Below are 26,474 nucleotides of genomic sequence, written 5' to 3' on the forward strand. Positions count from 1 at the left end.
TCGCTGGCCGTTCCGGGTGCAGGGGCGACAGGACTTGAACCTGCAACCTGCGGTTTTGGAGACCGCTGCTCTGCCAGTTGAGCTACGCCCCTTTGTCGACCGATCGAACTGGTCGACCTATCTGGGTTCACATGACATGCGCGCTACCCCCAACCGGGCTGTTACCAGCACCGTAGGGCAGCGCGCAGCGCCTGAGTAACCCCAGAAACTCTAGTGTACTTCAATGCCCGGATCAAACCCAATCCGCTCGACACTCAGGCCAAACGGACTGTTGCGGTGGCTCGCCCGAAGATCTTGCGACCCTCGGATCGTGCCACGATCGCGACTACTGCGGTCTTGCTCTCGGCGTCCACCGACTTGACCTTGCCGGTGAACTCCACTTCGGCAGCCTTGTCGGCCGCCACATACACCGGGCTGGTGAACCGAACGTTGTATTCGGCCACGGCACCCGGATCGCCGAGCCAGGACGAAACGAATCCGCCACCCAGACCCATAGTGAGCATCCCGTGGGCGACGACGTCCGGCAAGCCGGCCAGTCGGGCCACGTGATCGCTCCAGTGGATCGGGTTGGGATCGCCCGACACGCCGGCGTAGTTGACGAGATTGCCACGGGTCAGCGTGACGACGCGCTCGGGCAGTTCATCGCCGACGGCGACGTCCTCGAACCTACGGAGCGACATGCATCATCACATCCTTGACCGCGTGTGCGATGTTCTCGTCCACTTCACCCCCGGAGCGCGCGACGAGCGTGGTCCAGGTGGTCTGGACCAGTTCGCCGTTCACATCGGAGATGACGTTCTTGGTGACGATGATGTCACTGCCGGCTACCTGACGGAACGATTCCAGGTAGACGTCGCAGATCAACCGGTCGCCGGCCTTCAGCGGCCTGTGGAACACGAGCCGCTGATCGGTCTGCATGATCTGGCTGAGGTCGTAACCGGTTACGACCTCTTCGAACAGCTTGCGCTGGGCGATCATGCCGACAATCGACACGAAGGTCAGAGGCGCGACGAGGCCGTCGTAACCGAGGCCTCGTGCAGCTTCCTCGTCGTGATGAGCGGGATGATTGTCGAGCACCGCGCGGGCGTACTCGCGAATCTTCTCCCGGCCGATCTCGTAGAAGTCGCTCACGCGATAGTGGTGTCCGACCATCGCGGCCGCGTGCGCGGCGGGGTCGAGGACCACTTCGGCCTCTCTCACGACTGTTTCTGTCACAGCGAAACTCCCCTGCCCTGCTAGACGCAACAACTTCCGTTAGGGCAGTGTGACAGTGAACCTAACGCGCGAGCGCCGACTCCGAGAGAATTACTTGGATTCGCGATGCGCCTGGTGAGTTCCGCAGTTCGGGCAGAACTTCTTCAGCTCGAGGCGATCAGGATCGTTGCGGCGGTTCTTCTTGGTGATGTAGTTGCGGTGCTTGCACACCTCACAGGCCAAGGTGATCTTCGGCCGAACGTCAGTCGAGGAGGCCACTGTGATGCCTACTTTCGCGTGAATCTGATCAGGAAACGATCAGGGTGGATCATTCGTCTTGTGTAGCGATGGCCGGACTTGAACCGGCGACACAACGATTATGAGTCGTTTGCTCTACCAACTGAGCTACACCGCCTCGGTGTCGAGTGTCGCGCGAAACCGGCGACACCACAATCCAGCGAGCCCCCTGACGGAATCGAACCGTCGACCTTTTCCTTACCATGGAAACGCTCTGCCGACTGAGCTAAGGGGGCGTGGCTCTGCTGCGCATCCCTGCGCGCTGAAGCCTCCAGAAGATTACACAGACCTTCGCTCGAGAAACAAATTTGCAGGTCAGGGCCCGTAAATTGCGGCCCATCGGCGCGCAACGCGACCGGATCGGTGACAGCACGCGCGCGCCGGCCGGGTCCGGGCCGACCGGCCACGCGTTCGATCAGACGTCGAACTGCGTGGCCGGCGGCCAACCGGGGGCCGGTCAGGGGTGGTGGACGGCGCTCACCACGCGCCCGACACGTTCGACGGCAGGGAGTCCATGAGCACGGTCTTGGCCTCCAGGTAGGGCTGGAGGCCGTCGAGGCCGCCCTCGCGGCCCATGCCGGACTGCTTGAACCCGCCGAACGCGATTCCGAAGTCGGTCCTGAACCCGTTGTGGCCGACCGTGCCGGAACGCAGCTGCCGCGACACCGCCCAGGCCCTGTCGATGTCGTCGGTGAACACCGACGCGTTGAGGCCGTAGATCGTGTCGTTCGCGATGTCGACGGCGTGCGCCTCGTCGTCGGCCGCGATCACGCTGACGACCGGCCCGAAGATCTCCTCCCGGGCGATGGTCGAGTCGTTGTCGACGTTGCCGAACACCGTCGGTTCGATGAAGAAGCCGCGGTCGAGGTGGCTGGGCCGCCGCCCGCCGGTCACCAGGACCGCCCCCTCCTCGCAACCCTTCGCGATCAGTCCCTCGACCTTGTCGCGCTGGCGTGACATCGCCAGGGGCCCCATCTGGGTCTCGGGATCGAACGGGTCCCCGACCCGGATCGCCGACATCGCGGCGCCGAGCGCCTCGGTGAACTCGTCGTGACGGTGGCGACTGACGACGATGCGCGTGAGCGACGCGCACACCTGCCCGGTCATCAGCCGCGCCGACTGCGCGATGGACTGCGCGGCCGTCGCGAGGTCGTAGTCGTCGAGGATGACGCCGGCCGACTTGCCGCCCAGCTCGAGGGTGCAGCGGGCGATGCGCTCGCCGCACAGCGACGCGATCCGACGCCCGGCGGCGGTGGATCCGGTGAAGGTGACCTTGTCGATGCCCGGGTTGCGGACCAGCAGTTCCGACACCTCCCGGTCGGCGGTGACGACGTTGACGACGCCGGCGGGCAGTCCGCACGCCTCGGCGATCTCCGCGAACGCGTACACGGCACCGGGCGCCTCGGGGGACGCCTTGATGACGACGGTGCAGCCCGCGATCAGGGCCGGGGCGACCTTGTTGGCGAGCAGGCCGAGCGGGCTGTTCCACGGAATGATCGCGGCCACCACACCGACCGGCTCGCGGACGAGTAGACCGACGCCCTGGCCGGAGCTGGGCCGGCGCTGCGCGACCCACTCGTAGTTGTCGGCGAGGCCGGCGTAGTAATCGAAGACGTCGCCGGAGCCCGCCGAGGCGTGGGTGGACACGGCGGCGAGGATGCCCATCTCGCTGGTCCAGATCCGGCCCAGCTCGGCGCTGCGCTCCCGGATGGCGGCGCCGATCGCCTGGAGGTACGGCGCGCGTTCGGCGTGGCTCATGCGCGGCCACGGACCGCGGTCGAATGCCGCGCGGGCGGCGTCGACGGCGCGCGACATGTCCGCGGCGTCGGCCTCGGCGACGGTGAGGAACACGTCCTCGGTGGCCGGGTTGACGACGTCGAATCGGGCACGCGTGGACGGCTCGACCCATTCGCCACCGATGAACAGCTTTCCGGGGTGCTTCAGCGTCTCGTTCGCATCGATCAGACCTGTCATCGGGGAATCGGCTCCTTCGCGCATCCGCGCGCCCGCCCTGTGACGAGCGCCACTTCCACGGGACGCTAGAGATTCCCGGGGCGAGACAGACCACCCGGTCTCGCCCAGTGGGATGGGTCACACGGACGGCGATGCGCGCGGAGGAGTGGAGGAGGCCCGAAAACAGTTCAGCCCCGACCCTTTTCAGGGTCGGGGCTGATCTGGTGGCAGGTGTAGGATTCGAACCTACGTAGGCGTAAGCCGACGGATTTACAGTCCGCTCCCATTGGCCGCTCGGGCAACCTGCCTGGTGTTCGCGACCAGAGCACCTCGGCGCTCTGACGCGTATCGAAGAATACAACGAACTCCCCCCAGATACGCAAACCGGGTGGATACGGGCGGTTGCGAACCGATAGCGTCAGGGCAACCCACCGCTGTCCGGGGTGGGGTCGACCGCTATGGATTTGGAGTGCCCAGTGGCTGATTCGTCCTTCGACGTTGTGAGCAAGGTTGATCGTCAAGAGGTGGACAACGCTCTGCATCAGGCTGCGAAGGAGTTGAGCACCCGGTTCGACTTCCGCAACACCGGGGCGAGCATCGAATGGTCCGGCGAGGAGACCATCACGCTGACCGCCGACACCGAGGAGCGCCTGAAGGCCGCGCTCGACGTGTTCAAGGAGAAGCTGATCCGCCGCGACATCTCGCTCAAGGCGTTCGACGCCGGCGACCCGGCGCAGTCCGGCAAGATCTACAAGCTGAGCGGTTCCCTGGTCCAGGGCATCAGCAGCGAGAACGCCAAGAAGATCTCGAAGAAGATCCGCGACGAGGGGCCCAAGGGCGTCAAGGCGCAGATCCAGGGCGAGGAGCTCCGTGTGAGCAGCAAGAAGCGTGACGACCTGCAGGCCGTCATCGCGCTGCTCAAGAACGAGGACTTCGGGATCGCCCTGCAGTTCGTCAACTACCGCTAGAACCAACCGCGGTACGCGCCGTCGAACGTAGGCCGCACGCCTTCCCGCCGAAGCGGGGACGTGTGCGGCCTATGTCGTCGGGCCGCCTCAGTGCTCCCGGTAGGTGGGCGGGAGACCGCCGTCGGACGGGCCGCCACCGGCCATCTTCTCGAGACGCGCGATGCGGTCGGCCATGGGCGGATGCGTGGAGAACATCTTGCTGACGCGGTCGCCGGTGCGGAACGGGTTGGCGATCATCATGTGCGACTGCGCCGCGATCTTCGGCTCCGGCGGCAGCGGCGCGGCCTGCGTGCCCCGCTCGAGCTTGCGCAACGCCGACGCGAGCGCCAGCGGATCCCCCGTCAGCTCGGCCCCGGACTGGTCGGCCTGGTACTCCCGCGACCGGGACACCGCGAGCTTGACGACCGTCGCCGCGATCGGCCCCAGTAGCGAGACCAACAGCAGCGCAATCGGATTCGCGTTCTGGCCGCCACGTCCGCCACCGAACATGTTCGCAAAGATCGCCATGTTCGCCAGACCCGAGATGACGGCCGCCATCGCGCCGGCCACCGACGAGATCAGGATGTCGCGGTTGTAGACGTGCGAGAGCTCGTGGCCGAGCACCGCCCGGAGCTCGCGCTCGTCGAGGATGTCGAGGATGCCGCTCGTGCAGCACACGGCCGCATGCCGCGGATTGCGGCCGGTCGCGAACGCGTTGGGAGCCGCGGTGGGGCTGATGTACAGCCGCGGCATCGGCTGGTGGGCCGCGGTCGCGAGTTCACGCACGATCTTGTAGATGACCGGCGCCTGCACCTCGGTGATGGGCTGGGCGTGCATCGCGCGCAGCGCGAGCTTGTCGCTGTTGAAGTACGCCCACGCGTTGGTCGCGACGGCCAGGATGATCGAGAAGATCAGGATGTTGCGGTTGCCGAAGAGCGATCCGATGAAGATGATCAGCGCCGACATTCCGACCAGCAGGCCGAACGTCTTGGCACCGTTTGCGTAACCGTGCACCACTCGCCTCTTCCCTGTGCACCGCCACCGGGACCCGGGCGGCTCCTACCAAGACAACGAACCAGCCCGGGAATGCGGTTCCCGGGCTGGTTGGAAGGCTACTTCAGAAGACGGTCGACCCGGCTCATCCCACGCGTTCGACGGTGTACCCGACGAGCCGCACCAACGCCTCGTTGGCCGGGCCCTGCGGCAACTGGGCCAGCTCGGTGCGGGCCCGGTCGGCGTACTCGCCGAGCTTCGCCTTGGCCGCGGCCATGCCCGGCGAGCGGTCCAGCAACGTCAGCGCCTCGGCCAGGTCGGCGTCGTCGGTGACGGGGCCGTCGAGCAGTTCACGGAGGCGATCGGCGTCGGCGCCCTCCTCGCGCAGCGCGTACAGCACGGGCAGCGTGTGGACACCTTCGCGCAGGTCGGTGCCGGGGGTCTTGCCGGACTGCTCGGACGCCGACGAGATGTCGATGATGTCGTCGGCGATCTGGAACGCGGTGCCGACGGCGTCGCCGAGGCGCTCGAGGCGGGCGATCTGATCGGCGTCGGCGCCGGAGAAGGTGCCGCCGAAGCGTCCGCTGGCCGCGATCAGCGAGCCGGTCTTCTCCCACACGACCTTCAGGTAGTGCTCGACCGGGTCCTGATGCTCGCGGGCGCCGATCGTCTCGCGCATCTGCCCGGTGACCAGCTCCGCGAAGGTCTCGGCGATGATCCGCACGGCCTCGGGGCCGAGCGTCGACACCAGGCGCGACGCGTGCGCGAACAGGTAGTCGCCGGCCAGGATCGCGATGCTGTTGCCCCACCGCGCGTTGGCGCTGGGGGCGCCGCGGCGCATCGCGGCCTCGTCCATGACGTCGTCGTGGTACAGCGTGGCCAGGTGCACGAGCTCGACGACGGTGGCCGCCGTGACGACCGCGGGGTCGGAGCCCTTGGGGCCCAGCTGCGCGGTCAGGACGGTGAACAGCGGACGGAACCGCTTGCCGCCGGCCTTCGCGAGGTGCAGCGCCGCCTCGGTGAGGAAGTCCTCACCGTCGGACAGCTCGCTGACCAGAAGCTCCTCGACGCGGGCGAGCCCGTCGCGCACGACGTCCGCGAGCTGCTGGTCGCCGAGATCGACTCCGGCGACGACAGTGCTCGACTCCTCAGTGCTCACGATGTCAGTACTCATTCCTGTAGTCGGTGACGCCTCGGTAACCACGGTAGTGAACCTAGCGGTATAAGCGGCCGCCGCCGAACCTGCCCTCGCCGCGAGGCATTACCTCAGCCTGAGAAGATACTGGGGTGGTGGCCGAACATTTCCCGACCGCAGGGTCCAGCGATGCCCCGAACCCGTCCCCGAATCCCCCGACGCACACGAAGGTACTGGTCGTCGGCGCTGGTCCGGCCGGTTCCGCGGCGGCGACGTGGGCCGCGCGCGCCGGCCACGACGTCCTCCTCGTCGACGCGGCGACGTTCCCCAGGGACAAGACGTGCGGTGACGGCCTGACACCACGCGCGGTCGCCGAGCTCGACCGCCTCGGGCTGGGCGACTGGATCCGCGAACGCACCGTCAACCGTGGGCTGCGGCTGACCGGGTGGGGTCGGGAGCTGGAGTTGCCGTGGCACGACGGCACCCTGCCGACGGTGGGCAGCGCGGTCCCCCGTGCCGAACTCGACGACCGCCTGCGGAGGACCGCGGTGGAGTCGGGTGCGCGAATGGTCCAGGGCGCCAAGGCCGTCGGCGTCGAACGTGACGGCGACCGGGTGCGCGCGGTGACGTTGAAGACGGCCGACGGGACGCACACGGTCGCATGCGAGAAGCTGATCGTCGCCGACGGTGTGCGTTCGACACTCGGCAAGCAGCTGGGCCGCGAGTGGCACCGCGACACCGCGTACGGGGTCGCGGCACGGGCGTATGCGACGTCGGGTCGGCACGACGATCCGTGGATCACGTCACACCTGGAGCTGCGCGACGGCTCCGGCGCGCTGCAGCCCGGCTACGGGTGGGTGTTCCCGCTCGGGACCGGCGAGGTCAACATCGGCGTCGGCACGCTCGCGACCGCCAAGCGGCCGGCACCGGGCGCGCTGCGGCCGCTGCTCGACCTGTACGTCGCACAGCGGCACACCGAGTGGCAGCTCGACGGCGGGGCGCATTCGGTGGCGTCGGCGCTGCTGCCGATGGGTGGTGCGGTGTCGAACGTCGCAGGCCGCAACTGGGCGCTGATCGGCGACGCGGCTGCATGCGTGAACCCGCTCAACGGTGAGGGCATCGACTACGGGCTCGAGGGCGGTCGCCTGGTGGCCCGGGTCCTCGACGACGCCGACCTCACCGAGGTGTGGCCGGCGATCCTGCGGGACCGCTACGGCCGCGCGTTCTCCATCGCGCGCCGGCTGGCAGGCCTGCTGACGCTCGCGCGGTTCCTGCCGGCGTCGGGTCCGGTCGCGATGCGTTCGCGCGCGATGATGACCGTCGCGGTGCGGGTGATGGGCAATCTCGTCACCGACGCGGACGCCGACGTCGTCGCCCGCGCGTGGCGGACGTCCGGCGCGGCGTCGCTGCGGCTCGACTCGCGGCCGCCGTTCAGCTGAGGTTCTCTAGCGCGTCGCGCGGTGCAGCGCGACGATCCCGCCGGTGAGGTTGCGCCACTGCACGCCCTGCCAGCCGGCGGCCTCGATGCGCTTGGCCAGCTGCTCCTGCGTGGGCCACTCGCGGATCGACTCGGCGAGGTAGACGTAGGCGTCGGGGTTGCTGCTGACGGCGCGCGCGACCCGCGGCAGCGCCTTCATCAGGTATTCCATGTAGACGGTGCGGAACGGCCCGAACACCGGGGTCGAGAACTCGGACACGACGAGGCGGCCGCCGGGCTTGGTGACACGGGCGATCTCGCGCAGGCCGGCGTCGAAGTCGGAGACGTTGCGCAGGCCGAACGAGATGGTGGCGGCGTCGAACACGCCGTCGGCGTACGGCAGGTGCATGGCGTCGCCGGCGACCATCGGGACCTGGCGGCCGATGCCCGCCTGGAGCATGCCCTTGGAGAAGTCGGTGGCCACCACCCAGGCGCCCGAGCGACCGAGTTCGACGGTGGAGACGCCGGTGCCGGCGGCGAGGTCGAGAACCCGCTCCCCCGGCTTCAGGTCGAGGGCGGCTCGCGTCGCCTTCCGCCAGCTGCGGTCCTGGCCGAAGGACAGGACGGTGTTCGTCAGGTCGTACCGCTTGGCGACACCGTCGAACATGGACGCGACCTCGTGCGGATCCTTCTCGAGCGAGGCCCGCGATCCGTGTGTTTCTGCCACGACGGAAGACGCTACCAACCGGCTCACGCCTCGATGTCCGCTGCCGGGCTGTCCGCCTCCCGGCTCGCCCCGGGGCTCGCCTCCGGGCTCATCTCGGGGCTCGTCTCGGGGCTCGTCTCCGACGATCCACGCCGGCCGAGCATCCGGGCCTTGCCCCGCGCCCACGGCACGAGCATCACGACGACCGCGACCGTCACCGACGACCCGAGGACCGCACCGGCCAGGACGTCGTGCGGGTAGTGGACGCCCTGCAGGACCCGGGCCAGGCCAACGAGGATGCCGAGCGCGAGCACGAGCCACCGCTGCAGCGACGACAGCATCTGCCCCGACGCGAGCACGATCGCGGTCGCGAGACCGATCGCGATGACGGTGTGGTTGCTCGGGAACGACCAGTCGCCGACCGCCGGGCAGTCCGGCAGCGCCACCTGGGCGCGGCACGGCCGATCCTCGCCGACCAGCGACTTGACCACCTCGCTGAGCACGTAGGCGACGACCACACCGAACCCGCCCATCAGCAGGTCTCCGAGGTACGGCGATCGAGTGCGCCACATCTGCGCGGCGAGCACCGCGAACAGTGCGACCAGCACGAGCAGTCCCACGTCGGCGACCAGGCCGACGCCGGGCAGGTCCGCCGTGTGCGGGACGATCGCGCGATAGATCGCCGCGCTGACGTCGCGCAGCAGGTACAGCGCCACCACGACGACGGCGGCGCCGATCAGCATCATTCCCGCGCGCTCGGCGCTCCTCGAACTGGTTCGCATTCGATCCAGGATAGAAACCCTTCCTGAGTGAACTTCTCAGGAACTCCCGGAACCGTCGCTCCGGGCCCGCCGGCGCAGGACCAGGAGCACCGGCAGCGCGACGAGCCACGTCACGACGATCACCGATCCGGCGGGCACGATCGCGACCCGCGCGTCGCGTCCGGCGACGCGGACGAGGTCCGGGTCGGCGCGCGAGTACTCGACGTCGATGCGCTGACCGGCGGTCAGGTTGGTCGGATAGAGCACGCCAAGTTTCGGATTGTGGGTGACCCCGTCGGGTGTGACGAAGCTGACCGCCGACCGCAGCGATCCTGCCGACAGCACCTCCGCGGTCGCGGTGCCCATGTCCGACTCGATGGTCCGATCGTTGCGCCACGCCGCCAGCACGAGCAGGACCGCCAGCACCGAGATCCCGACCGCCACGGCGACGGCGCCGACCTGCGCCCGACGCGCGGTGCGGGAGCTCACGAGCGCCTCACAGCTGCGCCCGGACCGCGGCGTGCAGCTCGCGCAGGCCGGACCGCTCGGTGGCCACCTCGAGCACGCGGATGCCGTCGTTCGGCTCGATGAGCGCGGCCGCGAGGTCGGGCAACGTGACGTGGAAGTGCGGGATGCGGTACGCGGCGCACAGTGCGGCCAGGTCCATGCCGTGCGGTGTCCCGAACACGCGCTCGAACACGCCCGCGTACTGCGGGTCGCCCTGTTCGAGCAGTTCGAAGATGCCGCCGCCGTCGTCGTTGGCGACCACGATCGTCAGGTCGGCCGGGCGCGGCTCACCGGTGCCGATGAGCAGCCCCGACGCGTCGTGCAGGAACGTCAGGTCGCCGAGCAGCGCGACGGTGCGGCCCTCCGCCTCGTACGCGAGCGCCGCGCCGACCGCGGTGGAGACGGTGCCGTCGATGCCGGCGACGCCACGGTTGGACAACACCCGCAGGCCGGGGCGCGGATAGCTCACCAGGGCGGCGTCGCGCACCGGGTTGGACGCCCCCAGCAGCAGCTGATCGCCATCGGCGAGCGCGTCCATGATCGCGGCCGCGACGTGCAGGCCGGTGGTCTTCGGGTGCGCTGCCAGCTGAGACCGCACAGCCTTGTCGGCATGCTCGGACAGCTGCCGGCAGCGCGCGATCCACGCCGGATCCGGCTCGCCGGACACCACGGCCCGGGTGCCGGTGGCCCGCACGTTGCCGGACACGTCGGGCCAGCGCGGCCCGGTCGTGAGCGCGTACACCGCGACGGACGGATCGGCGAGGAGCTTCGAGACCGGACGGTGCAGCGTGGGCCGGCCGGTGATGATCGCCTGACGCGGCTTGAGCTGCGGCAGCGCGAGCGGGTGCAGCGGCAGCCCGTGCATCGGCGCGGTCGGCTCGGCCACGGTCGGCAGACCCGCGAGCTCGGGCCGGTAGGCGGCGCCGTGCCCGGAGATCACGACCGTGTCGGGGGTGATGTCGAGGTCCATCGGGACGTCGAGGGTGGCGTGCGCGGTCGTAGTCCAGGCCGAGCCGTCGGGGCGCCCCTCAGGCACCGGGCCCTGCGCGTGGATGTCGGGCACGAGCGGCTCGCGCAGCGGGATGTCGAAGTGGACGGGTCCGGCATTGCCGGAGCGGGTGCCGCGGGCCGCGGCGAGCACCCGGCACACCGCCGAGCGCCACTGGCTGTTCTGTTCGTCGAAGCGGATCCCGCGCAGCGACTCGTCGCCGGCCTCCTCCGCGAGCCCGAGGCTGATGGCCGCCCGCACCTGGCTGCCGAACAGCCCGAACTGCTCGACGGTCTGGTTGGCGCCGGTGCCGAGCATCTCGTACGGGCGATTGGCGCTGAGCACGATCAACGGGATCCGCGCGTAGTTGGCCTCGAGCACGGCCGGGCCGAGATTCGCGACCGCGGTGCCCGACGTCATCACGACGGGGACAGGCAGACCGCTCGCGGCCGCGAGACCGATCGCGAGGAAGCCGGCGGTGCGCTCGTCGATGCGCATGTGCAGGCGAATCCGTCCCGCGTTGTCGGCCGCCTGCAGCGCGAATGCGAGCGGCGCGTTGCGCGAACCCGGGCAGAGCACGGCCTCACGTACCCCGCCGCGGATCAGTTCGTCGACGACGGCGGTGGCTTGTGCAGTGGACGGATTCACGCCTTCCAGATTGGCAGACGCGACGGTCGCCGCGCCGCGAGGGGGCTGCCACGATGGTCGACATGGTGCGCACGATCTTCGACCCGGCCGACAACGATCCGGGCCACTTCTACAAGGTGCTGACCGCGTCGGTGGTGCCGCGGCCGATCGCGTGGGTGTCGACGCTGTCCGGCGACGGCGTGCCCAATCTGGCGCCGTACAGCTTCTTCACAGTGGCGAGCGCGAGCCCCCCGGTGGTGCAGTTCACGTCGGTCACCCGCAAGGACAGTCTGCGCAACATCGAGGCGACGCGCGAGTTCGTGGTCAACCTCGCGACCGAACCGATGGTCGAGAAGGTCAATGCCAGTTCGGCACCGTACGAGCCGGGCACCGACGAGTTCGCAGTCCTGGGCATCGCGAGCGAGCCGAGCGAGCGCATACGCCCGTCGCGGGTCGCCGACTCCCCCCTCGCGATCGAGTGCCGGCTGCGTCAGGTGATCGAGGTGGGTGAGTCGTTCGTCGTGATGGGTGACGTCCTGGCGGTGGCGGTGCGGCCGGAGGCGATCGCCGACGACGGCCTGCCCGCGTTCGCGGCGTTGGCGCCGCTCAGCCGCCTGGGCCGCGACGAGTGGGGCATGACCCCGCCGGTCCGCCGCCTCCCCCGCCCGGGCCGACCAGGATGACCCACCGGAGCCTCGGCCGTATTAGGGTTGGCTAAACTACCACCGGATTCGCGGGACGGAATGCCATGGCCAAACGCTCCAAGTTCGTCAAACCCGAACAGCGCGAGATCATCTCGGCGCACGTGTTGGGCAGCAAGCGGATCAGCCCCAACTTCGCGCGCGTCACGATCGGCGGCGACGGCCTGCAGGGGTTCATCCCGATGGGCTTCGATCAGTGGTTCCGGATGTTCATCCCCGATCGGGAGCAGACGGACTTCCGGCTGCCCCATTCCGCCGGCAGCCTGTGGTACGCGCAGTTCAAGCTGATCCCCAAGGACGCACGCCCGGTGCTGCGCAACTACACGGTTCGCGAATTCCGCCCCGCCGGAGGCGTTTTCGGCGACGGCCCGGAACTCGACATCGACTTCGCGTCGCACGGCGACCTCGGTCCGGCGTCGGCGTGGGCCGACGCGTGTGCGCCGGGCGACCCGCTAGGCCTGCTCGACGAGGGCCTGATCTACAACCCCACCCCCGACGCCCGCTGGCACCTGCTGGTGGGTGACGAGAGTGCGCTGCCCGCGATCGTCGGCATCCTTCGCTCGGTCGATTCCGCGCTGCCCGTGCGGGCGTACATCGAGATCGCCCACGCCGACGACCGGCAGGACGTGCCCGTGAGCGACAAGGTCGAGGTGCACTGGCTGGTACGCGAGGATGCGGCGGCGCGGCCCGGCGCGCTGGCCCTGTCGACGGTCATCGCCGCGGACTTCCCTGCCGGCCCGTTCTACACGTTCGTCGCCGGCGAGAGCGATCTCGCGACCGGCGTGCGGCGTCACCTCGTCGCCGACCGTCACGTGCCCAAGTCCGACATCGCCTTCACCGGCTACTGGCGCCGGGGCCGAGCCGCTTATTGACACAGCGGGCACGCCGCGTACTGAATCCCCGAAACGACTGTGGGCCCGCCCGGATCACCGAGCGGGCCCACTGTTCGCCGTCGACTAGGCGGCGTGCTTCTGCACCAGATCGCCCAGGCGCGGCAGCGCCTCGACGACGTGCTTCTTCGCCGACGGGCGCAGCGTCGAGTAGACCTTCTTGATCGCGCCCTTGTCACTGCCCTCGATGCGCTCGTCGGTGACACCCAGCAGCGCGTCGGCCGCGGCATCGCTGCGGGCGACCAGGAACGCGGAGAAGCTGCCCTCACCGCTGGCACTGAACTCCTGCCAGAACGGTTCGAGGCGCGCGACGAACGCCGGCAGCAGCCCCTCGATGGCGTCCGGCACGATCGACGGGCCGACCTTCTTGACCGCCGCGTAGCCGCCCTTCAGCGCGAGTCCCGACGCACCCTTCTTGTCAGAGACCTCCGCGTCGACGAGCGCCTCGACGTCCGCGAGAACCGCGGGCATCCGTGCGTCGTCCAACAGGGTGTCGTTCAGCGCTGCAACCACTTCCAATGCCTCCGTATCGACTGTTCCGTATCTGGCCGGGCACGACACTATACGAGGTCGGCACCCTCGTCGGCGGCGAGCAGTTTGTAACAGCGGCGCAGCCGTGCGAGCCACCACTCGGCGCGCTCGGCAGAAGCGGCCAGTTCGGTCACGCGGGCCGGGTCCGGGACGACCGGGCGCGCGTCCAGACAGCCGTCGGACATCTCCCGCGGCGCAGCGACATCGGCGTCGAACAGCCCGCCCGTGCCCAGGCCGCACGCGTGCCTCAGACCGGGCAACGCGGCCGCGGCGGCGAGACCCGCGCCCATTCCGACAGCGGTGTCCAGCGCGCTCGACACCACCACCGGGACACCGTGACCGGCGAGTTCGTCGGCCAGCGCGAGCAGCCGACGCATCCCACCCAGCGGCGGCACCTTGACGACGGCGACGTCGGCGCCGCCCGCGCGCACCACCCTGAGAGGGTCCTCGGCGCGCCGGATGCTCTCGTCGGCGGCGATCGGGACATCCGGCAGTCGGCGGCGGACCTCGACGAGTTCCGGCACTGTCGCACAGGGCTGTTCGGCGTACTCGAGCGGGCCGTCGGTGGTGAGGGCGGTGAGCGCGGTGACGGCGTCGTCGACGCTCCACCCGCCGTTGGCGTCGACCCGCACGTTCGGGATCTGCGCGCGGACGGCGTTCACGCGCGCGACGTCCTGTGCGAGGGTCTGTCCCTTCTCGGCGACCTTCACCTTCGCGGTCCGGGCGCCGGGGAACCGGGCGAGGATCTCCGGTACCCGCTCCGGTCCGATCGCGGGCACGGTCGCGTTGATCGGGACCCGCTCGCGCACCGGCGTCGGCGGGCCGAGCCACGCCGCCTCGAGCCCGGCGCGCAGCCAGTGCGCGGCCTCCGCGTCGTCGTACTCCGGGAACGGCGCGAACTCTCCCCACCCGGCCGGGCCCTCGAGGAGCACGGCCTCGCGAGTGGTGATGCCGCGGAAGCGAACCCGCATGGGGAGGCTCACCACTCGGGCTCCGTCCAGGACGTCGGAGAGCGCGGGGAACGCTGTCACGGCTGGCCCGGCAGTAGCTGGACCATGAGCGCCTCGCAGTCGGCCAGGACCGTGCCGTCGAGGTCGCGCAGTTCGGCGGTGCAGAAGATCTTGCGGCCCTCGACCCGGTCCACGCGCCCCTCCACCACGAGTTCGGTCTCGATGGGCGTCACCTTGCGGTAGTTGACGTGCAGGTACCCGGTGCGAGCGATGGGATGCCCGGAGGCGTGGACGATCATGCCGAGCAGGTCGTCGAACAGCAACGCGACGGTGCCGCCGTGGGCGGCGCCGTTGCCGCCACGGTGGTACAGCCGGAACACCCCGCGCGAGCGGACACCGTCGGCGGCGACCTTCTCGAACTGCCACGGCAGCAGCAGCAGGCTGCCCCGCCCGGGTAGCTGCGAGTTGAATCCGGCCGGCGACTTGCCTTCCGGCACTCGGTACGGCGCGATCAGCTCGGCGAGCGCCTCGGCCTGTGCGATGGCCTGCTCGGCGACGTCGTCGGGGATGTGCGTCGAGACCGCGAGGTCCTGCAGCTGCCGGAACGACTCGACGAACCGCCCGAAGTTCGGGCCCGCCTCGACCGGCGTGAACACCGGGAATCCGCCGTGATGTTCGTGGATGTCGTTGCCGGCAGCATCCGTCTGCACTCCGTCGCTCATCTCTGCACGGTAGCGCCGTGGTGGGGCGGTTCCGGGGCCAGGTGCTCCCCGACACACCGGCGGCCGGGGCCTATCCTCGCTTCGTGACCTTCAACCCGCAGCTCTGGAGCCCCGTCCCCGGTTTCGAGGACCTCACCGACATCACGTACCACCGTCATGTCACGGAGGGCATCGTCCGCGTCGCGTTCGATCGCCCCGAGGTGCGGAACGCGTTCCGCCCGCACACCGTCGACGAGCTGTACCGCACGCTCGACCATGCCCGGATGACGTCCGACGTCGGCTGCGTCCTGCTCACCGGCAACGGTCCGAGCCCCAAGGACGGCGGCTGGGCGTTCTGCTCGGGCGGCGATCAGCGCATCCGTGGCCGCAGCGGCTACCAGTACGCGAGCGGGGAGACCGCGGAGACCGTCGATCCGGCGCGTGCCGGACGCCTGCACATCCTCGAGGTGCAGCGCCTGATCCGCTTCATGCCGAAGGTCGTGATCGCTCTCGTCAACGGCTGGGCCGCCGGCGGCGGGCACAGCCTGCACGTCACGTGCGACCTCACGCTGGCGTCGCGTGAACACGCCCGCTTCAAGCAGACCGACGCCGATGTGGGCAGCTTCGACGGCGGCTACGGCAGCGCGTACCTCGCGAAGATGGTGGGCCAGAAGTTCGCTCGCGAGATCTTCTTCCTCGGCGACACCTACACCGCCGAGGACATGCACCACATGGGCGCGGTCAACAAGGTCGTCGACCACGACGAGCTCGAGAACGTCGCGATCGAGTGGGGCACGAAGATCAACGGCAAGTCCCCGCAGGCGCAGCGCATGCTCAAGTACGCGTTCAACCTGCAGGACGACGGCCTGGTGGGCCAGCAGCTGTTCGCCGGCGAGGCCACCCGTCTGGCGTACATGACCGACGAGGCCGTCGAGGGCCGGGACTCGTTCCTCCAGAAGCGCGACCCCGATTGGTCGCCCTATCCGTGGTACTACTAGCAGTCGGCTTTGCCGGTGGTGATTTGCGGATGCGCGGTCACCACCGGCGACGGCCGGTCAGGGCCCGTCAGAGCGACTGCCGGTAGCCGTAGTACTCGTGGTCCTCGTTGTATCCGCCGTGGCCGCCGCCCACTTCGGAGAAATGGCGCACGAACTCGATAGCGGCCACCCATTTGACGTGTTTGAAGCCGTGCTGCAGTTCGTTGCGCAGTCGTAACGGCGCCCCGTGTCCGTAGGTGAGGGGCGCGTCGTTCATGTCGTACGCGAGCATCGTCAGGTGATGACTCATCTGCTCGATCGCGTGGGCGTCGTAATACGTTCCGCCATCCGAACCTTCGGCGAGAGAGTAGAAGACGACCCATTTCGCCTCGGGCAGTGGCCGCACGAGATCCAGCAGAGTCTGCATCGACACCCCGCCCCATTTCGCGACCCCGGACCAGCCCTGGATGCAGAAGTGCTGGGTCGTCTGTTCGTGGTACGGCAGCGCGTGCAGATCCGTGAGGGACAGCTCGGCGGGGTTCTCGACGAGCCCGAAGATCCGTAGCCGGTAGTTCCGGAATTCCGTGTCGAACATCTTCTTGTACTCGTCGCTGTCCGGATAGGTTCCGTTGTGCCACAAGTACGGCGAGATGTCCTTGTCGGTGTAGGCCCCTGGCTCCGCGTCCGCGTATTCGAACAGCCGTTGCGCCGGCCCGATCAACGCATACCCGACTCGCTGCACGACCCGTGGATGACGGAAGGTGAACGGAGTGGCCGCAACCCACCCGAGGACGACGACGACCATCGCGACCATGAAGACGCCGAAACCGATCCAGCTGTCGTCGTCGCGACCACCGAACATGTGGTTGAGGTTCCGCAGCGCGCCCGTGGTCACCACGAACGTCACGTGGATGACGATGAACTGAAGGAACCACAGCATCACGAGGAAGTGGATCGAACGGCCCAACTGAATGTTGAGAGGCTTGCTGATCCAGGTGAACCGCGTCGACAGCGCCGGCGACATCGCCAGACCGCTGAGGATCGCCACCGGTGCGACCACGAACACCGTCACGAAGTACGTGAGCAACTGCAGGCTGTTGTAGGCCACCCAGCCGTTCTCGGTGGGCCAGTCCAAGGACAGATACTGGATGAGAACGGTCACCGCGTTCGGGAAGACGTCCCAACTGGTCGGAACCAGATGCCGCCACTGCCCCGTCGTGAAGATCAGAACGAAGAACACCACCCCGTTGACCAACCACAGGACATCGGCGCCCAGGTGCCACCACCTCGCCAGACCGATCGAATGTCGGATGCCGGGAAGCCCGACCTGGCCCGGCAGCCCGACCGAGTCCTCCTTCGCGGTCCACAGCGGGTCGTCCGGCACCCGGTGCTGGACGCGTAACCACTCCTTTCCCGGAGTGCAGTTCCGGGTGAAGTACAGCCGCGGATGATCGACGAAGATCTGGATGCCCGACCGAAGGATGAACGTCATCAGGAACAGGTTGAAGAAGTGCTGCCACGCAACCCAGGCCGGGAAACCCGGGTGCGCCTCGAGCTCCGGCGGAACGGTGGTCCCGGGATGGCGGGTCATGAAGTCCTGGACAGCCGGGATGTCGTGCAATCCCTTTCCGATGGCGACCGCCGTGATCAGCACGACGAAACCGATCGGCAGGAGCCACAAGACGTTGAACCATTTGTCCCTACCGACGCGCAGACGCGGCGCGATCCCACCCGTGTGCGGGATCCGGCCGGCCCACGTGTCCGGATTCAGGGCATCGGATCCAGGCTCGAGCCTCGGCCGACGATCGGATAACGACTGCGCGCCCGCCCCGGACACGGCACCTGGATCAGGGGCAGGTCGATCGACAGTGCCCATGTGATCGACGTTACCCGCGTCGGGGTGATGTAGGCATGCTCCCCGATCGGCTCGGGGGGGAACGTCCCGATTGTGGTGATACGCCCCCTCGGGCGGCGTCGAGGCGCGGCGTGGCTGGCGTGATCTCGATCACCCGCTGGCATCATGACGCGCATGCCGCAGCCGAACCGCGGCGCTTCGACCGATCTGTCACCGTCGCCGGCTCCACCCGTGGACTCCGCGGGCGCCGAGGAGGTACCCGGTCCCGTCGACGTGCCGCCCGACAAGGGATTCCGCCCCGACATCGAGGGCCTGCGGGCTGTGGCGGTGCTGGCTGTCGTCCTCTTCCACGCGGGCGTACCCGGGATCGCCGGCGGGTTCGTCGGTGTGGACGTCTTCTTCGTCGTCTCCGGCTTCCTCATCACCGGGCTGCTCTGGCGGGACGTGGCGGCTACCGGCACCGTCCGGGTGGCCAGGTTCTACGGCGCCCGTGCCCGCCGGCTGCTGCCGGCCGGGAGTTTGGTGCTGATCGCCACCGCGATCGGTTCGGCCCTGCTGCTCCCGCCGCTGCAGGCCCGGGAAGATCTCGGCGACGGGATCGCCAGCGCGCTCTACGTCGGCAACTACCGGTTCGCGCTGCGCGGCACCGACTATCTGGCGGCCGACGCTCCGCCGTCGCCGTTCCAGCACTACTGGTCACTCGGTGTCGAGGAACAGTTCTACCTGCTGTGGCCCGCGCTGATCATCGGCACCGCGTGGCTGGTCCGGCGCTGTCCGGGCCGCACCGGCCGGGCGCCGTCGGCGCTGCCGTACGTGCTGGTCCTGGCGCTTGTCGCGGCCGCGTCGTTTGCGGTGTCGCTGTCGTGGACCCACACGCTGCCGTCGTGGGCGTACTTCTCGCTGCCGTCGCGGGCCTGGGAGTTGGCCGCCGGCGGCCTGGTGGCGCTGTCCGTCCCGCTGTGGCGCCGGCTGCCGGGCGTTCCCGCGGCGGTCGCCGGATGGGGCGGGCTGGCGCTGATCGTCGTCGCCTGCCTGCGACTCGGCGACGCCACGCCCTACCCCGGGACCGCGGCCCTGCTGCCGGTGCTGGGCACCGCGCTGGTCGTCGGTGCGGGCTGCGCGGCTCCCGGGTCGGGCGCAGGACGCGCGCTGTCGCTGCCGCCGATGCGGGCGATCGGGCGGCTGTCGTACTCCTGGTACCTGTGGCACTGGCCGCTGCTGATCTTGGCGCCGGCACTCGTCGGCCACGACCTCGGCCTGTCCGCCCGGCTGGTCACGGTGGCGGTGTCCGTCGGGCTCGCGGTGCTCACGCTCCGACTGGTGGAGAACCCCGTCCGGTTCGCCGCTGGTCTGCGCGACTCCGCGACCCGCAGCCTCGCCCTCGGCGGCGCGGTGACGGCGGGCGCCGTCTGCGCCTGTCTGGTGCTGCTGCTGGTGCGGCCGGTCCCGATCGGCCACGGGGTCGCCGCAGCGGCGTTGACGGTCACCGCTCCGACGGAGCCCGCGCCACCCGCCGCCGACCCGCACGACGTCGCCGTGCAGGAGTTGACCGCGCAGGTGCAGGCCGCGGTCGCGGCCTCGGCCGGGCTGGGCGCCGTCCCGTCGAACCTGTCCCCGCCGCTGGCGGACGCGTCGGCCAGCGTGCCCGAGGTGTTCGTCGACGGCTGCGTGCGGTCGTGGCTCGAGGTGGGGCAGGACGAGTGCGCGTCGGGAGACACCGCCTCGCCCACGACAGTGGCGCTGGTCGGCGACTCGCACGCCGCGATGTGGAGTCCGGCGCTCGAGCCGGTCGCCGAGCAGCGGCACTGGCGACTGGAGAGCCTGGGCAAGGTCACCTGCCCGCTGGTGGACCTGCCGCTGACCAGCCCGTATCTCGGCCGCGAGTACACCGAGTGCGAGCAGTGGCGCGGCGAGGTGGTCTCCCGCCTGCAGGCCGAGCGGCCACAGCTGATCGTGCTGAGCATGTCCCGTCGGTACGGCGGCGACTTCGGCTTCACCATGTACGGACCCGAGTGGCAAGGCAGCCTGACCCGCATGGTCGCGCAACTGCACGCCACCGGGGCACACGTGCTGGTCCTCGGACCGGTGCCGGATCCGCATTCGACCGTGCCGACATGTCTGTCCGCGCACCTCGACGACGCCACGGACTGCTCCCCGCAGCGAGCGGCGGCGATGAACGCGTCCGGCATCGCCGCCGAGACCGCGGCCACAGTGGCCGGCGGCGGGGAGTACGCCGACCTCACCGACCTGTTCTGCACTGCCGACCGCTGCCCGGTCGTCGTCGGCAACGACCTGGTGTTCCGGGACGACAACCACCTCACGATCGAGCACGCCCAGGCCCTGTCCCCCGTCATCGCCGCACTCGCCGACCGGGCCCTCGCCGACGGCTGAGCCGCGCACGTTCGAGATCGGTCCAAGACCCGATTCGCCTTGGGTCCGCCCGCGATCGGGTGTGCAATGGACAGGTGAGCACCGAGACGACGTTCGCGGTGGACGGCGTGCGCCTGTCGGGTGCGCTGACCGACCCGACCGGCGAGCTGCCGGTGGTCGTGTTCGCGCACGGCAGCGGCAGCGGCCGGTTCAGTCCGCGCAACCGGTTCGTGGCCGAACTCCTGCAGGACGTCGGCCTGGGCACGCTGCTGTTCGACCTGCTCGCCCCCGACGAGGAGGGCGACCGTCGGCTGGTCTTCGACATCCCGCTGCTGTCGGCGCGGCTCACCGAGGTCACGACGCAGCTGCGAGAGCGGGCACCGTCGATCGCATACTTCGGCGCGAGCACCGGTGCGGCCGCGGCCCTGCACGCGGCCGCCGCGCCGGACGCCGACATCACCGCGATCGTCTCCCGCGGCGGACGCCCGGACCTGGCCGGGTCACGGCTGTCGGCGGTGCGGGCGCCGACGCTGCTGCTGGTCGGCTCCCTCGACACCACCGTGATCGAACTGAATCGGCAGGCGGCGAAGCTGCTCGAGTGCGAGCACGAACTCGAGATCGTGCCGGGCGCGACGCACCTGTTCGAGGAGCCGGGCACCCTCGACGTCGTCGCGGATCGGGCGCGCGACTGGTTCGTCTCGCACGGGCGACGATCGTGACCGAACCCTCCCGGCCCGTGCGGCGATGGCGGCTGCCGCGACGAGAATGCCGACGCGCCAACGCCGTCCGCGGAGGGTCCGTTCCCGGTCGACAGCCGCGATCGATCCCCCACCACCGAGGCCACTGCCGACTTCCAATCATTGTGTGACTCTCTCGATTCCCACCAGGCACACTGGATCCATGACCGTCGACCGCGAGCAGCCAGCACCGGAGCATCGCCGCCCGGAAGGGGCCAAGGACGCCACCGTCGAAGCCGTGGGCAAGCTGTCGGAGGCCCTCGAGACGGTCGAGCAGGCCCGTGGCCATCTGTACGCGTTCCATCAGTTGATGGGGCGGGCGGATCGGCAACTCGGCGAGGCCGTGGAAATGCTGATCGAGTCCGGGCATCCTGCGAGCGCAGATCGGCTGAGGACGTCGATGGTGGGCCGCAACGTACTCGAAGGCCGGTGGACGTTCCAGGTCGTCGAGGAGTTCGACGACGGGTACTGGTCCGAGTTCCGTGAACACGAGAAGGCGGTCCGCGAAACACTGCTCCGCGGGCGCCGGCACCTGTACGAGGCCGAGATGAAGGAAGCCCTACGCACCCGGGGCCGCCCGGGCCACGAGGCGCGGCCCGGTCGGGAGCAGTGACACAGGAGGAGAGAACGTGGAGATACTCAGCAGCAGGACGATTCTGCGTCCCCGGGACTACGAGGTGACGTTGGCGTTCTACCGCGATGTTCTCGGCCTCGCGATTGCGCGCGAATACCCCGGTGGGACGGTGTTCTTCGCCGGGCAGGGACTGATCGAGGTGACGTCGCACGGCGGCACCGAACTGGAGTCCCGCTTCGCGGGCGCACTGTGGATGCAGGTCCGGAGCCTGGCGGATGCGCAGACCGAACTGATCCGAGCCGAGGTGCCGATCGTGCGCGAGGCCCGCAAGGAACCGTGGGGGCTGCACGAGATGTGGATCGCCGATCCGGACGACGTCCCGATCGTGCTGGTGCAGATCCCGGAGGATCACCCGATCCGCCGCGACCTGCGCTGAGACGACGGCAACGGCCGGGCACCCCGTCGTGGGTGCCCGGCCGTTGTCTCGACTTGCCTACTTGGACAGAGCCGCAGCGATCTGGTCGGCCTGCGCCTGGCCCTCGTGCAGCTGACGGAGCAGCCACAGCCGCAGGACCTTGGCGACCGCGCCCGCGAGGTACAAGGCGGCACCGATCACGGTCACGGCGAGGAACGCGGTGGCGAGGATCTGGTACGACGAGATGTCGCGCAGGTCGTCCAGGGTCAGCGACGAGATGTAGACGACGAATGCCGCGACGGCACCCACGATCATCAGGACCAGGCCCGTGATGCGGACGGCACCGTCGCCGCGGGACTGGCCCGTCTTGAGCTTGAGATCCGCGACGTCGGACTTGAACTGGGCGCGACGCTCATCTGCGAGAGTGGTCATCGTCATCCTCCTAGGTAGCTGTTGGAAAGTTCGTTCTCGATTTCGTCGGGCGCACCGACGCGGACCACTCGTCCGTGGAGCATGAGCGCCGCCCTGTCCGCGATGGGCAGTACGGCGCGGGCGAACTGCTCGGCGACCAGGATCGTCAGTCCCTCGTCTACGAGCTGTCCGACGATGTCGTACATCTGGGAGACGATCCGCGGGGCCAGACCCATCGACAGCTCGTCGAGCAGCAGCACGGTGGGGTTGGTGCCCAGTGCCCGGGACAGCGCCAGCATCTGCTGCTCGCCGCCGGACATCGAGCCGGCGAGCTGGTTCTTACGCTTGCCGAGGATCGGGAACCGGGTGTACGCGATCTCCTCGAGCTTGCGCAGCTCCGAGCCGGTTCCCGTTGCGATCCACAGGTTCTCGTGCACGGTGAGGTTCGCGAAGATGCCGCGGCCCTCCGGGATCGAGCACACGCCCAGCTTCGCCAGGTCGGAGGCCTCGGCACCGTTGACGCACCGCCCCGCGAGGCGCAGTTCGCCGTGGGTGACCGGAAGGATCCCCGAGCAGATCTTGAGCGTCGAGGTCTTGCCGCCGCCGTTCGGCCCGAGCAGCGCCATCACGGTGCCCGGCTCGACGGCCAGATCCACACCGTGCAGGACCTCGATCGGACCGTATCCGGCTCGGACACCGGCCAATTCGAGCAAGGGGGTGGGCTCGCCCTGCGGCGCGACCACCGCGTCGGTCATCTCTGCGGTCACACCGCCTCCTCTGCCGTGCCGATGTAGGCGGCGATCACCGCCGGGTCGCTCTGGACCTGTTCCGCGCTGCCCGACGCCAGGATGGCGCCGTAGTCGAGCACGTGAATGTGCTTGCACAGCTTCATCACCAGCGGGATGTCGTGCTCGACCAGGCAGATCGCGAGTCCGTCCGCGGCCAGTTGATGCAGCAGTTCCGCGAAGTCCTCGGTCTCCTGCTCGGTCTGGCCGGACGCCGGCTCGTCGAGCAGCAGCAGCCGCGGCGACGTCATCAGGGCGCGCGCCGCCTCGACCACGCGGGCGCGGCCGGTCGGGATCTCCGCGACGTCCTTGTGCGCGACGTCGGTGAGCTTGGTGAGCTCGAGGATCCGGTCGGTCTCGGCGTCCACGTCGATCCTGCTGCGCGTGTTCGCCTTGTGGATGTCGCCGGCGACCCGGATGTTGTCCCGCACCGACAGCGACAGGAACAGCTCGAGTCGCTGGAAGGTGCGGGCCAGCCCCTTGTTCGCGCGCTTGGCGGGCGAGAGCCGGGTGACGTCCTGACCGTCGAGCAGGATCTTGCCCGACGCCGGCTTCTGCAGACCGGTGATCGTGTTGAACAGCGTGGTCTTACCGGCGCCGTTCGGCCCGATGAGACCGGTGATGGCGCCGCGATCGACGGTGATGTTGACGTCATTGACCGCCACGTGGCCGCCGAAACGGACCGTGATGCCTCGGGTTTCGAGGATCGGGATGTCAGACATGGACGATCGACTCCTTCGGCGTCGAGGCGACCTGCTCGGTGGCCGTGTGGGCTGTCGCGGTGTGCACCGTGATCGCGCTGGGCAGGCCGAGTTCGCGGTCGAGTGCGAGCAGGTTCTCCTCGGTGTACGGCTCGTCGATTCCGATGTCCTCGGGCGCAGTGCCCTGTCGAGCGGCCGCGGCCTCCTCCCCCAGCACGGCGGCGGGCATGACCATCTGGCCGACGACCGGGAGCATGAACACCGTGACGATCGTGATCGTCGCGAACCACCAGTTGCCGAGGACACCGGTCACCGCGAGCACGTACGCCAGCGCGATGACGGCGGCGCCGCCGATCAGCACCGGCTTGGCGTTCCGCAGGCGGCGGTAGCCCTCGACGACGTCGTGCACCGAGCCGGACGGGTTCTTGCCGACGCCGAGGCCGATGAGGGCCGGGCTGACGGCGGCGAGGTGACCCATGAACGTCCACAGGCCCTCGAGTTCGGGCTGCGCGGCCGTGAGGTTGTTGAACGACACCATGATCACGGCGAAGCCGACGCCGGCCATGAGACCGCCGAACAGCGCGCCCGAGACGTAGCCGATGCCCGCCACGACGGTGAGCATGAGGATCGTCAGGCTGATCATGATCGAGAAGTTCTCGTTCGAGACCGCACCGGTCGCGCTCGACATGAGGATGCCGCCGAGTCCGGCGATGCCGGCCGAGAGCATGAACACGCTCAGCTTGAGCTTGACGAGGTTCTGTCCGAGCATCGCCGATGCGGCCGGACTGTCCTTCATCGCGGCGAGGCGGCGACCGTAGCCGCTGTTGCGGAGAGCGATCACGCCGATGGCGAGGACCACGAAGATCGACGTGGTGGTCATCAGGTACGCCGTCTGGTTGCTCAGGTCCAGCGGGCCGATCTTCAGCGCCGGGATCACGAGGGAGCCGCCGGTGAAGATCGAGAACTTGACGCCGAACAGTTCGTGCTCGGTGGTGTCGCGCAGCACCATGTTGCTGAGGAACACACCGAACGCCATCGTCGCGAGGGCCAGGTACAGGCCGCGCAGGCGCAGCGCCGGCAGGGCGACGAGGCCGCCGATGATCGCCGCGGCGATCGTGCCGAAGATCAGGCCCCAGATGTTCATGCGGGCAGCGAGTCCGGTTCCGGAGATGCCGAAGTGGAACGCGACGATGGTCGCGATCGCACCGAACGACACCGGCGCCAGGTTCAGCTCACCGGCGTAGCCGGTCAGCAGGGTCAGCGACAGCGCGATGATCGCGAACGACATGCCCAGGGTCAGCGTGGTGATCGCGGACTCGACCATCAGCAGGCGGATCAGGTACACGATCACGATCAGTGCGGCGCCCCACGCGACGGCCTTGCGCACGCTGGGCACGTTGTAGCGCTCGCGGGTGCGGACCGCGGTTCCGCGGAGGCGGTCCTGCGGCAGCACGATGAGCACGACGAACAGCGCGATCATCGGCAGCGAGACGCGGAAGTTCGAGGTCCACGTCCACTCGGCCGGGAAGTAACCCAGCACGTAGGTGCCGGCCAGGCCGAGCACGATGGAACCGACGAACGTGCGCGGGATGCTGCGCAGGCGACCGAACATGGCGGCTGCGAACGCGTCGATGACGAGCAGCGTCAGCATGTTCGCCTCGAGGGTGCCGCCGCTGATCGGGGTGACCAGGATGCCGGCGAGGACGGCCAGAGTGGAACCGAGCGCCCACGAGAATGCGGCGATGCGCTCGGGGTTGTGCCCGTTGAGGCGCAGGAGGTCGGGGTCGTCCACGACGCCGCGCATCGAGACACCGACGCGAGTACGAGTGAACAGGAAGCGAAGTCCGACGGCGATGGCAACTGCCGCGACCAGACAGATGATCTCGTGCGTGTGGATGGTGGCCCCGAAGAACGAGAACCGACTGTCGTCTCCGAAGAACATCTTCATGGTCCGGGGATCCTCGGGATGCCAGAACCACTGGGAGAGCGCGAGCATGCCGAGCATGATCGACACCGTGACGACGATCTTGGTGACCTCGGCGGTGTCACGGAGACCGCGCATGATCAGGGCGTACAGCAGCAGGCCCATCAGCGGTCCGGCGATGCCGATCGTGATGAGCAGCGCCACGGGTGTCGGGATGTTCCAGCCGTAGCGGAGCTGCCAGTAGAGGAAGGCGCCGAGCATGGCCTGGGCGCCGTGCGCGAAGTTGAAGATGCCGGACGTGTTGTAGGTGAGAACCAGCCCGGACGCGGCAATTGCGTACACGGAGCCCAGGACGAGACCCAGGATCGTGAACGTCACGAATGTGTCCATCTGCGAACCCTCTGAAAAACTCGGTCGGGATGACGGC

At 69.0% G+C, this 26,474-nt stretch carries 27 protein-coding genes and 4 tRNA genes; 9 read left to right on the forward strand and 22 right to left on the reverse strand.

Annotated elements, in window-relative coordinates; translation table 11 throughout:
* Positions 1 to 19: 19 nt before the first annotated feature.
* The 8 genes from ACQ5DX_RS17920 to ACQ5DX_RS17955 form a co-directional block, all read right to left on the reverse strand.
* A tRNA-Trp gene (locus ACQ5DX_RS17920) sits at positions 20 to 92 on the reverse strand.
* Positions 93 to 254: 162 nt separating this feature from the next.
* Positions 255 to 680, reverse strand: a complete 426-nt coding sequence (hadB, locus tag ACQ5DX_RS17925; RefSeq protein ID WP_430333847.1) for a (3R)-hydroxyacyl-ACP dehydratase subunit HadB — start codon at positions 678 to 680, stop codon at positions 255 to 257.
* On the reverse strand, positions 667 to 1,152 hold the full coding sequence (gene hadA, locus ACQ5DX_RS17930) for a (3R)-hydroxyacyl-ACP dehydratase subunit HadA (protein ID WP_430335726.1): 486 nt from the start codon (positions 1,150 to 1,152) through the stop codon (positions 667 to 669). Before hadA ends, hadB begins: the two co-directional genes overlap by 14 nt.
* A gap of 153 nt (positions 1,153 to 1,305) precedes the next feature.
* Entirely contained in the window at positions 1,306 to 1,473 is a 168-nt protein-coding gene (rpmG, locus tag ACQ5DX_RS17935) for a 50S ribosomal protein L33 (RefSeq protein WP_031937658.1), read from the reverse strand.
* Positions 1,474 to 1,536: 63 nt separating this feature from the next.
* Positions 1,537 to 1,609, reverse strand: a tRNA-Met gene (locus ACQ5DX_RS17940).
* A 45-nt stretch (positions 1,610 to 1,654) separates the two neighbouring features.
* A tRNA-Thr gene (locus ACQ5DX_RS17945) sits at positions 1,655 to 1,727 on the reverse strand.
* Between the two features lie 241 nt (positions 1,728 to 1,968).
* Complete coding sequence (locus tag ACQ5DX_RS17950) at positions 1,969 to 3,465, reverse strand: aldehyde dehydrogenase (protein ID WP_430333848.1); 1,497 nt, start codon at positions 3,463 to 3,465, stop codon at positions 1,969 to 1,971.
* Between the two features lie 201 nt (positions 3,466 to 3,666).
* Positions 3,667 to 3,752 (reverse strand) — tRNA-Tyr (locus tag ACQ5DX_RS17955).
* A 168-nt stretch (positions 3,753 to 3,920) separates the two neighbouring features.
* Here ACQ5DX_RS17955 and ACQ5DX_RS17960 point away from each other — a divergent pair.
* Positions 3,921 to 4,412, forward strand: a complete 492-nt coding sequence (locus ACQ5DX_RS17960; RefSeq protein ID WP_430333849.1) for a YajQ family cyclic di-GMP-binding protein — start codon at positions 3,921 to 3,923, stop codon at positions 4,410 to 4,412.
* Between the two features lie 87 nt (positions 4,413 to 4,499).
* Here the strand turns inward: ACQ5DX_RS17960 and htpX are convergent, their stop codons facing one another.
* Together htpX and ACQ5DX_RS17970 are read right to left on the reverse strand one after the other, a co-directional pair.
* Positions 4,500 to 5,405 carry a zinc metalloprotease HtpX gene (gene htpX / locus ACQ5DX_RS17965; RefSeq protein WP_430333850.1) on the reverse strand — a complete coding sequence of 302 codons (906 nt, stop codon included), beginning with the start codon at positions 5,403 to 5,405 and terminating at the stop codon, positions 4,500 to 4,502.
* A 124-nt stretch (positions 5,406 to 5,529) separates the two neighbouring features.
* The gene (locus ACQ5DX_RS17970; RefSeq protein WP_430333851.1) at positions 5,530 to 6,558 is read right to left on the reverse strand and encodes a polyprenyl synthetase family protein; all 1,029 of its coding nucleotides are present in this window, start codon (positions 6,556 to 6,558) and stop codon (positions 5,530 to 5,532) included.
* A gap of 113 nt (positions 6,559 to 6,671) precedes the next feature.
* Between ACQ5DX_RS17970 and ACQ5DX_RS17975 the strand changes: the two genes are divergently transcribed.
* Positions 6,672 to 7,958 carry a geranylgeranyl reductase family protein gene (locus ACQ5DX_RS17975; RefSeq protein ID WP_430333852.1) on the forward strand — a complete coding sequence of 429 codons (1,287 nt, stop codon included), beginning with the start codon at positions 6,672 to 6,674 and terminating at the stop codon, positions 7,956 to 7,958.
* A 6-nt stretch (positions 7,959 to 7,964) separates the two neighbouring features.
* Here ACQ5DX_RS17975 and ACQ5DX_RS17980 read toward each other — a convergent pair whose 3' ends face one another.
* Genes ACQ5DX_RS17980 through menD form a run of 4 tightly spaced genes read right to left on the reverse strand, consistent with a single transcriptional unit; the run spans position 7,965 to position 11,546 of the window.
* On the reverse strand, positions 7,965 to 8,663 hold the full coding sequence (locus tag ACQ5DX_RS17980; RefSeq protein ID WP_430333853.1) for a demethylmenaquinone methyltransferase: 699 nt from the start codon (positions 8,661 to 8,663) through the stop codon (positions 7,965 to 7,967).
* A gap of 23 nt (positions 8,664 to 8,686) precedes the next feature.
* Positions 8,687 to 9,424, reverse strand: coding sequence for a phosphatase PAP2 family protein (locus ACQ5DX_RS17985; RefSeq protein ID WP_430333854.1), 738 nt, complete (start codon positions 9,422 to 9,424; stop codon positions 8,687 to 8,689).
* Between the two features lie 36 nt (positions 9,425 to 9,460).
* Entirely contained in the window at positions 9,461 to 9,892 is a 432-nt protein-coding gene (locus tag ACQ5DX_RS17990; protein ID WP_430333855.1) for a DUF3592 domain-containing protein, read from the reverse strand.
* Positions 9,893 to 9,899: 7 nt separating this feature from the next.
* Positions 9,900 to 11,546 carry a 2-succinyl-5-enolpyruvyl-6-hydroxy-3-cyclohexene-1-carboxylic-acid synthase gene (menD, locus tag ACQ5DX_RS17995; RefSeq protein ID WP_430333856.1) on the reverse strand — a complete coding sequence of 549 codons (1,647 nt, stop codon included), beginning with the start codon at positions 11,544 to 11,546 and terminating at the stop codon, positions 9,900 to 9,902.
* A 65-nt stretch (positions 11,547 to 11,611) separates the two neighbouring features.
* Between menD and ACQ5DX_RS18000 the strand changes: the two genes are divergently transcribed.
* Both ACQ5DX_RS18000 and ACQ5DX_RS18005 read left to right on the forward strand, forming a co-directional pair.
* The gene (locus ACQ5DX_RS18000; protein ID WP_430335727.1) at positions 11,612 to 12,208 is read left to right on the forward strand and encodes a flavin reductase family protein; all 597 of its coding nucleotides are present in this window, start codon (positions 11,612 to 11,614) and stop codon (positions 12,206 to 12,208) included.
* A 65-nt stretch (positions 12,209 to 12,273) separates the two neighbouring features.
* The gene (locus ACQ5DX_RS18005) at positions 12,274 to 13,098 is read left to right on the forward strand and encodes a siderophore-interacting protein (protein ID WP_430333857.1); all 825 of its coding nucleotides are present in this window, start codon (positions 12,274 to 12,276) and stop codon (positions 13,096 to 13,098) included.
* Between the two features lie 84 nt (positions 13,099 to 13,182).
* Here the strand turns inward: ACQ5DX_RS18005 and ACQ5DX_RS18010 are convergent, their stop codons facing one another.
* Genes ACQ5DX_RS18010 through ACQ5DX_RS18020 form a run of 3 tightly spaced genes read right to left on the reverse strand, consistent with a single transcriptional unit; the run spans position 13,183 to position 15,319 of the window.
* The gene (locus tag ACQ5DX_RS18010; protein WP_430333858.1) at positions 13,183 to 13,629 is read right to left on the reverse strand and encodes a DUF6918 family protein; all 447 of its coding nucleotides are present in this window, start codon (positions 13,627 to 13,629) and stop codon (positions 13,183 to 13,185) included.
* A 47-nt stretch (positions 13,630 to 13,676) separates the two neighbouring features.
* Positions 13,677 to 14,618 carry an o-succinylbenzoate synthase gene (locus ACQ5DX_RS18015; protein ID WP_430335728.1) on the reverse strand — a complete coding sequence of 314 codons (942 nt, stop codon included), beginning with the start codon at positions 14,616 to 14,618 and terminating at the stop codon, positions 13,677 to 13,679.
* Between the two features lie 56 nt (positions 14,619 to 14,674).
* Entirely contained in the window at positions 14,675 to 15,319 is a 645-nt protein-coding gene (locus tag ACQ5DX_RS18020) for a PaaI family thioesterase (RefSeq protein ID WP_430333859.1), read from the reverse strand.
* An 83-nt stretch (positions 15,320 to 15,402) separates the two neighbouring features.
* On the opposite strand from ACQ5DX_RS18020, the gene ACQ5DX_RS18025 reads away from it, so the two are divergent.
* Positions 15,403 to 16,296, forward strand: a complete 894-nt coding sequence (locus ACQ5DX_RS18025; RefSeq protein ID WP_430333860.1) for a 1,4-dihydroxy-2-naphthoyl-CoA synthase — start codon at positions 15,403 to 15,405, stop codon at positions 16,294 to 16,296.
* A gap of 67 nt (positions 16,297 to 16,363) precedes the next feature.
* Here the strand turns inward: ACQ5DX_RS18025 and ACQ5DX_RS18030 are convergent, their stop codons facing one another.
* Positions 16,364 to 18,151 carry a molybdopterin-dependent oxidoreductase gene (locus ACQ5DX_RS18030; protein ID WP_430333861.1) on the reverse strand — a complete coding sequence of 596 codons (1,788 nt, stop codon included), beginning with the start codon at positions 18,149 to 18,151 and terminating at the stop codon, positions 16,364 to 16,366.
* Positions 18,152 to 18,304: 153 nt separating this feature from the next.
* Between ACQ5DX_RS18030 and ACQ5DX_RS18035 the strand changes: the two genes are divergently transcribed.
* From ACQ5DX_RS18035 to ACQ5DX_RS18050, 4 genes are all read left to right on the forward strand, one after another.
* On the forward strand, positions 18,305 to 20,521 hold the full coding sequence (locus ACQ5DX_RS18035) for an acyltransferase family protein (protein ID WP_430333862.1): 2,217 nt from the start codon (positions 18,305 to 18,307) through the stop codon (positions 20,519 to 20,521).
* Between the two features lie 74 nt (positions 20,522 to 20,595).
* Positions 20,596 to 21,219, forward strand: coding sequence for a dienelactone hydrolase family protein (locus ACQ5DX_RS18040; protein WP_430333863.1), 624 nt, complete (start codon positions 20,596 to 20,598; stop codon positions 21,217 to 21,219).
* Positions 21,220 to 21,400: 181 nt separating this feature from the next.
* Entirely contained in the window at positions 21,401 to 21,850 is a 450-nt protein-coding gene (locus tag ACQ5DX_RS18045; RefSeq protein WP_430333864.1) for a hypothetical protein, read from the forward strand.
* Positions 21,851 to 21,866: 16 nt separating this feature from the next.
* Positions 21,867 to 22,247, forward strand: coding sequence for a VOC family protein (locus tag ACQ5DX_RS18050; protein ID WP_430333865.1), 381 nt, complete (start codon positions 21,867 to 21,869; stop codon positions 22,245 to 22,247).
* A gap of 57 nt (positions 22,248 to 22,304) precedes the next feature.
* Here the strand turns inward: ACQ5DX_RS18050 and ACQ5DX_RS18055 are convergent, their stop codons facing one another.
* From ACQ5DX_RS18055 to ACQ5DX_RS18070, 4 genes are read right to left on the reverse strand one after another with little or no spacing between them, the layout of a single operon-like run.
* Positions 22,305 to 22,658 (reverse strand): hypothetical protein, encoded by a 354-nt coding sequence (locus ACQ5DX_RS18055; protein WP_430333866.1) that lies wholly within the window; start codon positions 22,656 to 22,658, stop codon positions 22,305 to 22,307.
* 2 nt (positions 22,659 to 22,660) lie between these two features.
* Complete coding sequence (locus ACQ5DX_RS18060; protein WP_430335729.1) at positions 22,661 to 23,392, reverse strand: ABC transporter ATP-binding protein; 732 nt, start codon at positions 23,390 to 23,392, stop codon at positions 22,661 to 22,663.
* 8 nt (positions 23,393 to 23,400) lie between these two features.
* Entirely contained in the window at positions 23,401 to 24,144 is a 744-nt protein-coding gene (locus ACQ5DX_RS18065) for an ABC transporter ATP-binding protein (RefSeq protein ID WP_430333867.1), read from the reverse strand.
* The gene (locus ACQ5DX_RS18070) at positions 24,137 to 26,437 is read right to left on the reverse strand and encodes an ABC transporter permease (RefSeq protein WP_430333868.1); all 2,301 of its coding nucleotides are present in this window, start codon (positions 26,435 to 26,437) and stop codon (positions 24,137 to 24,139) included. Before ACQ5DX_RS18070 ends, ACQ5DX_RS18065 begins: the two co-directional genes overlap by 8 nt.
* Positions 26,438 to 26,474: the final 37 nt, after the last annotated feature.

The organism is Rhodococcus sp. ACT016, assembly GCF_050477185.1.
Lineage (GTDB): Bacteria > Actinomycetota > Actinomycetes > Mycobacteriales > Mycobacteriaceae > Prescottella.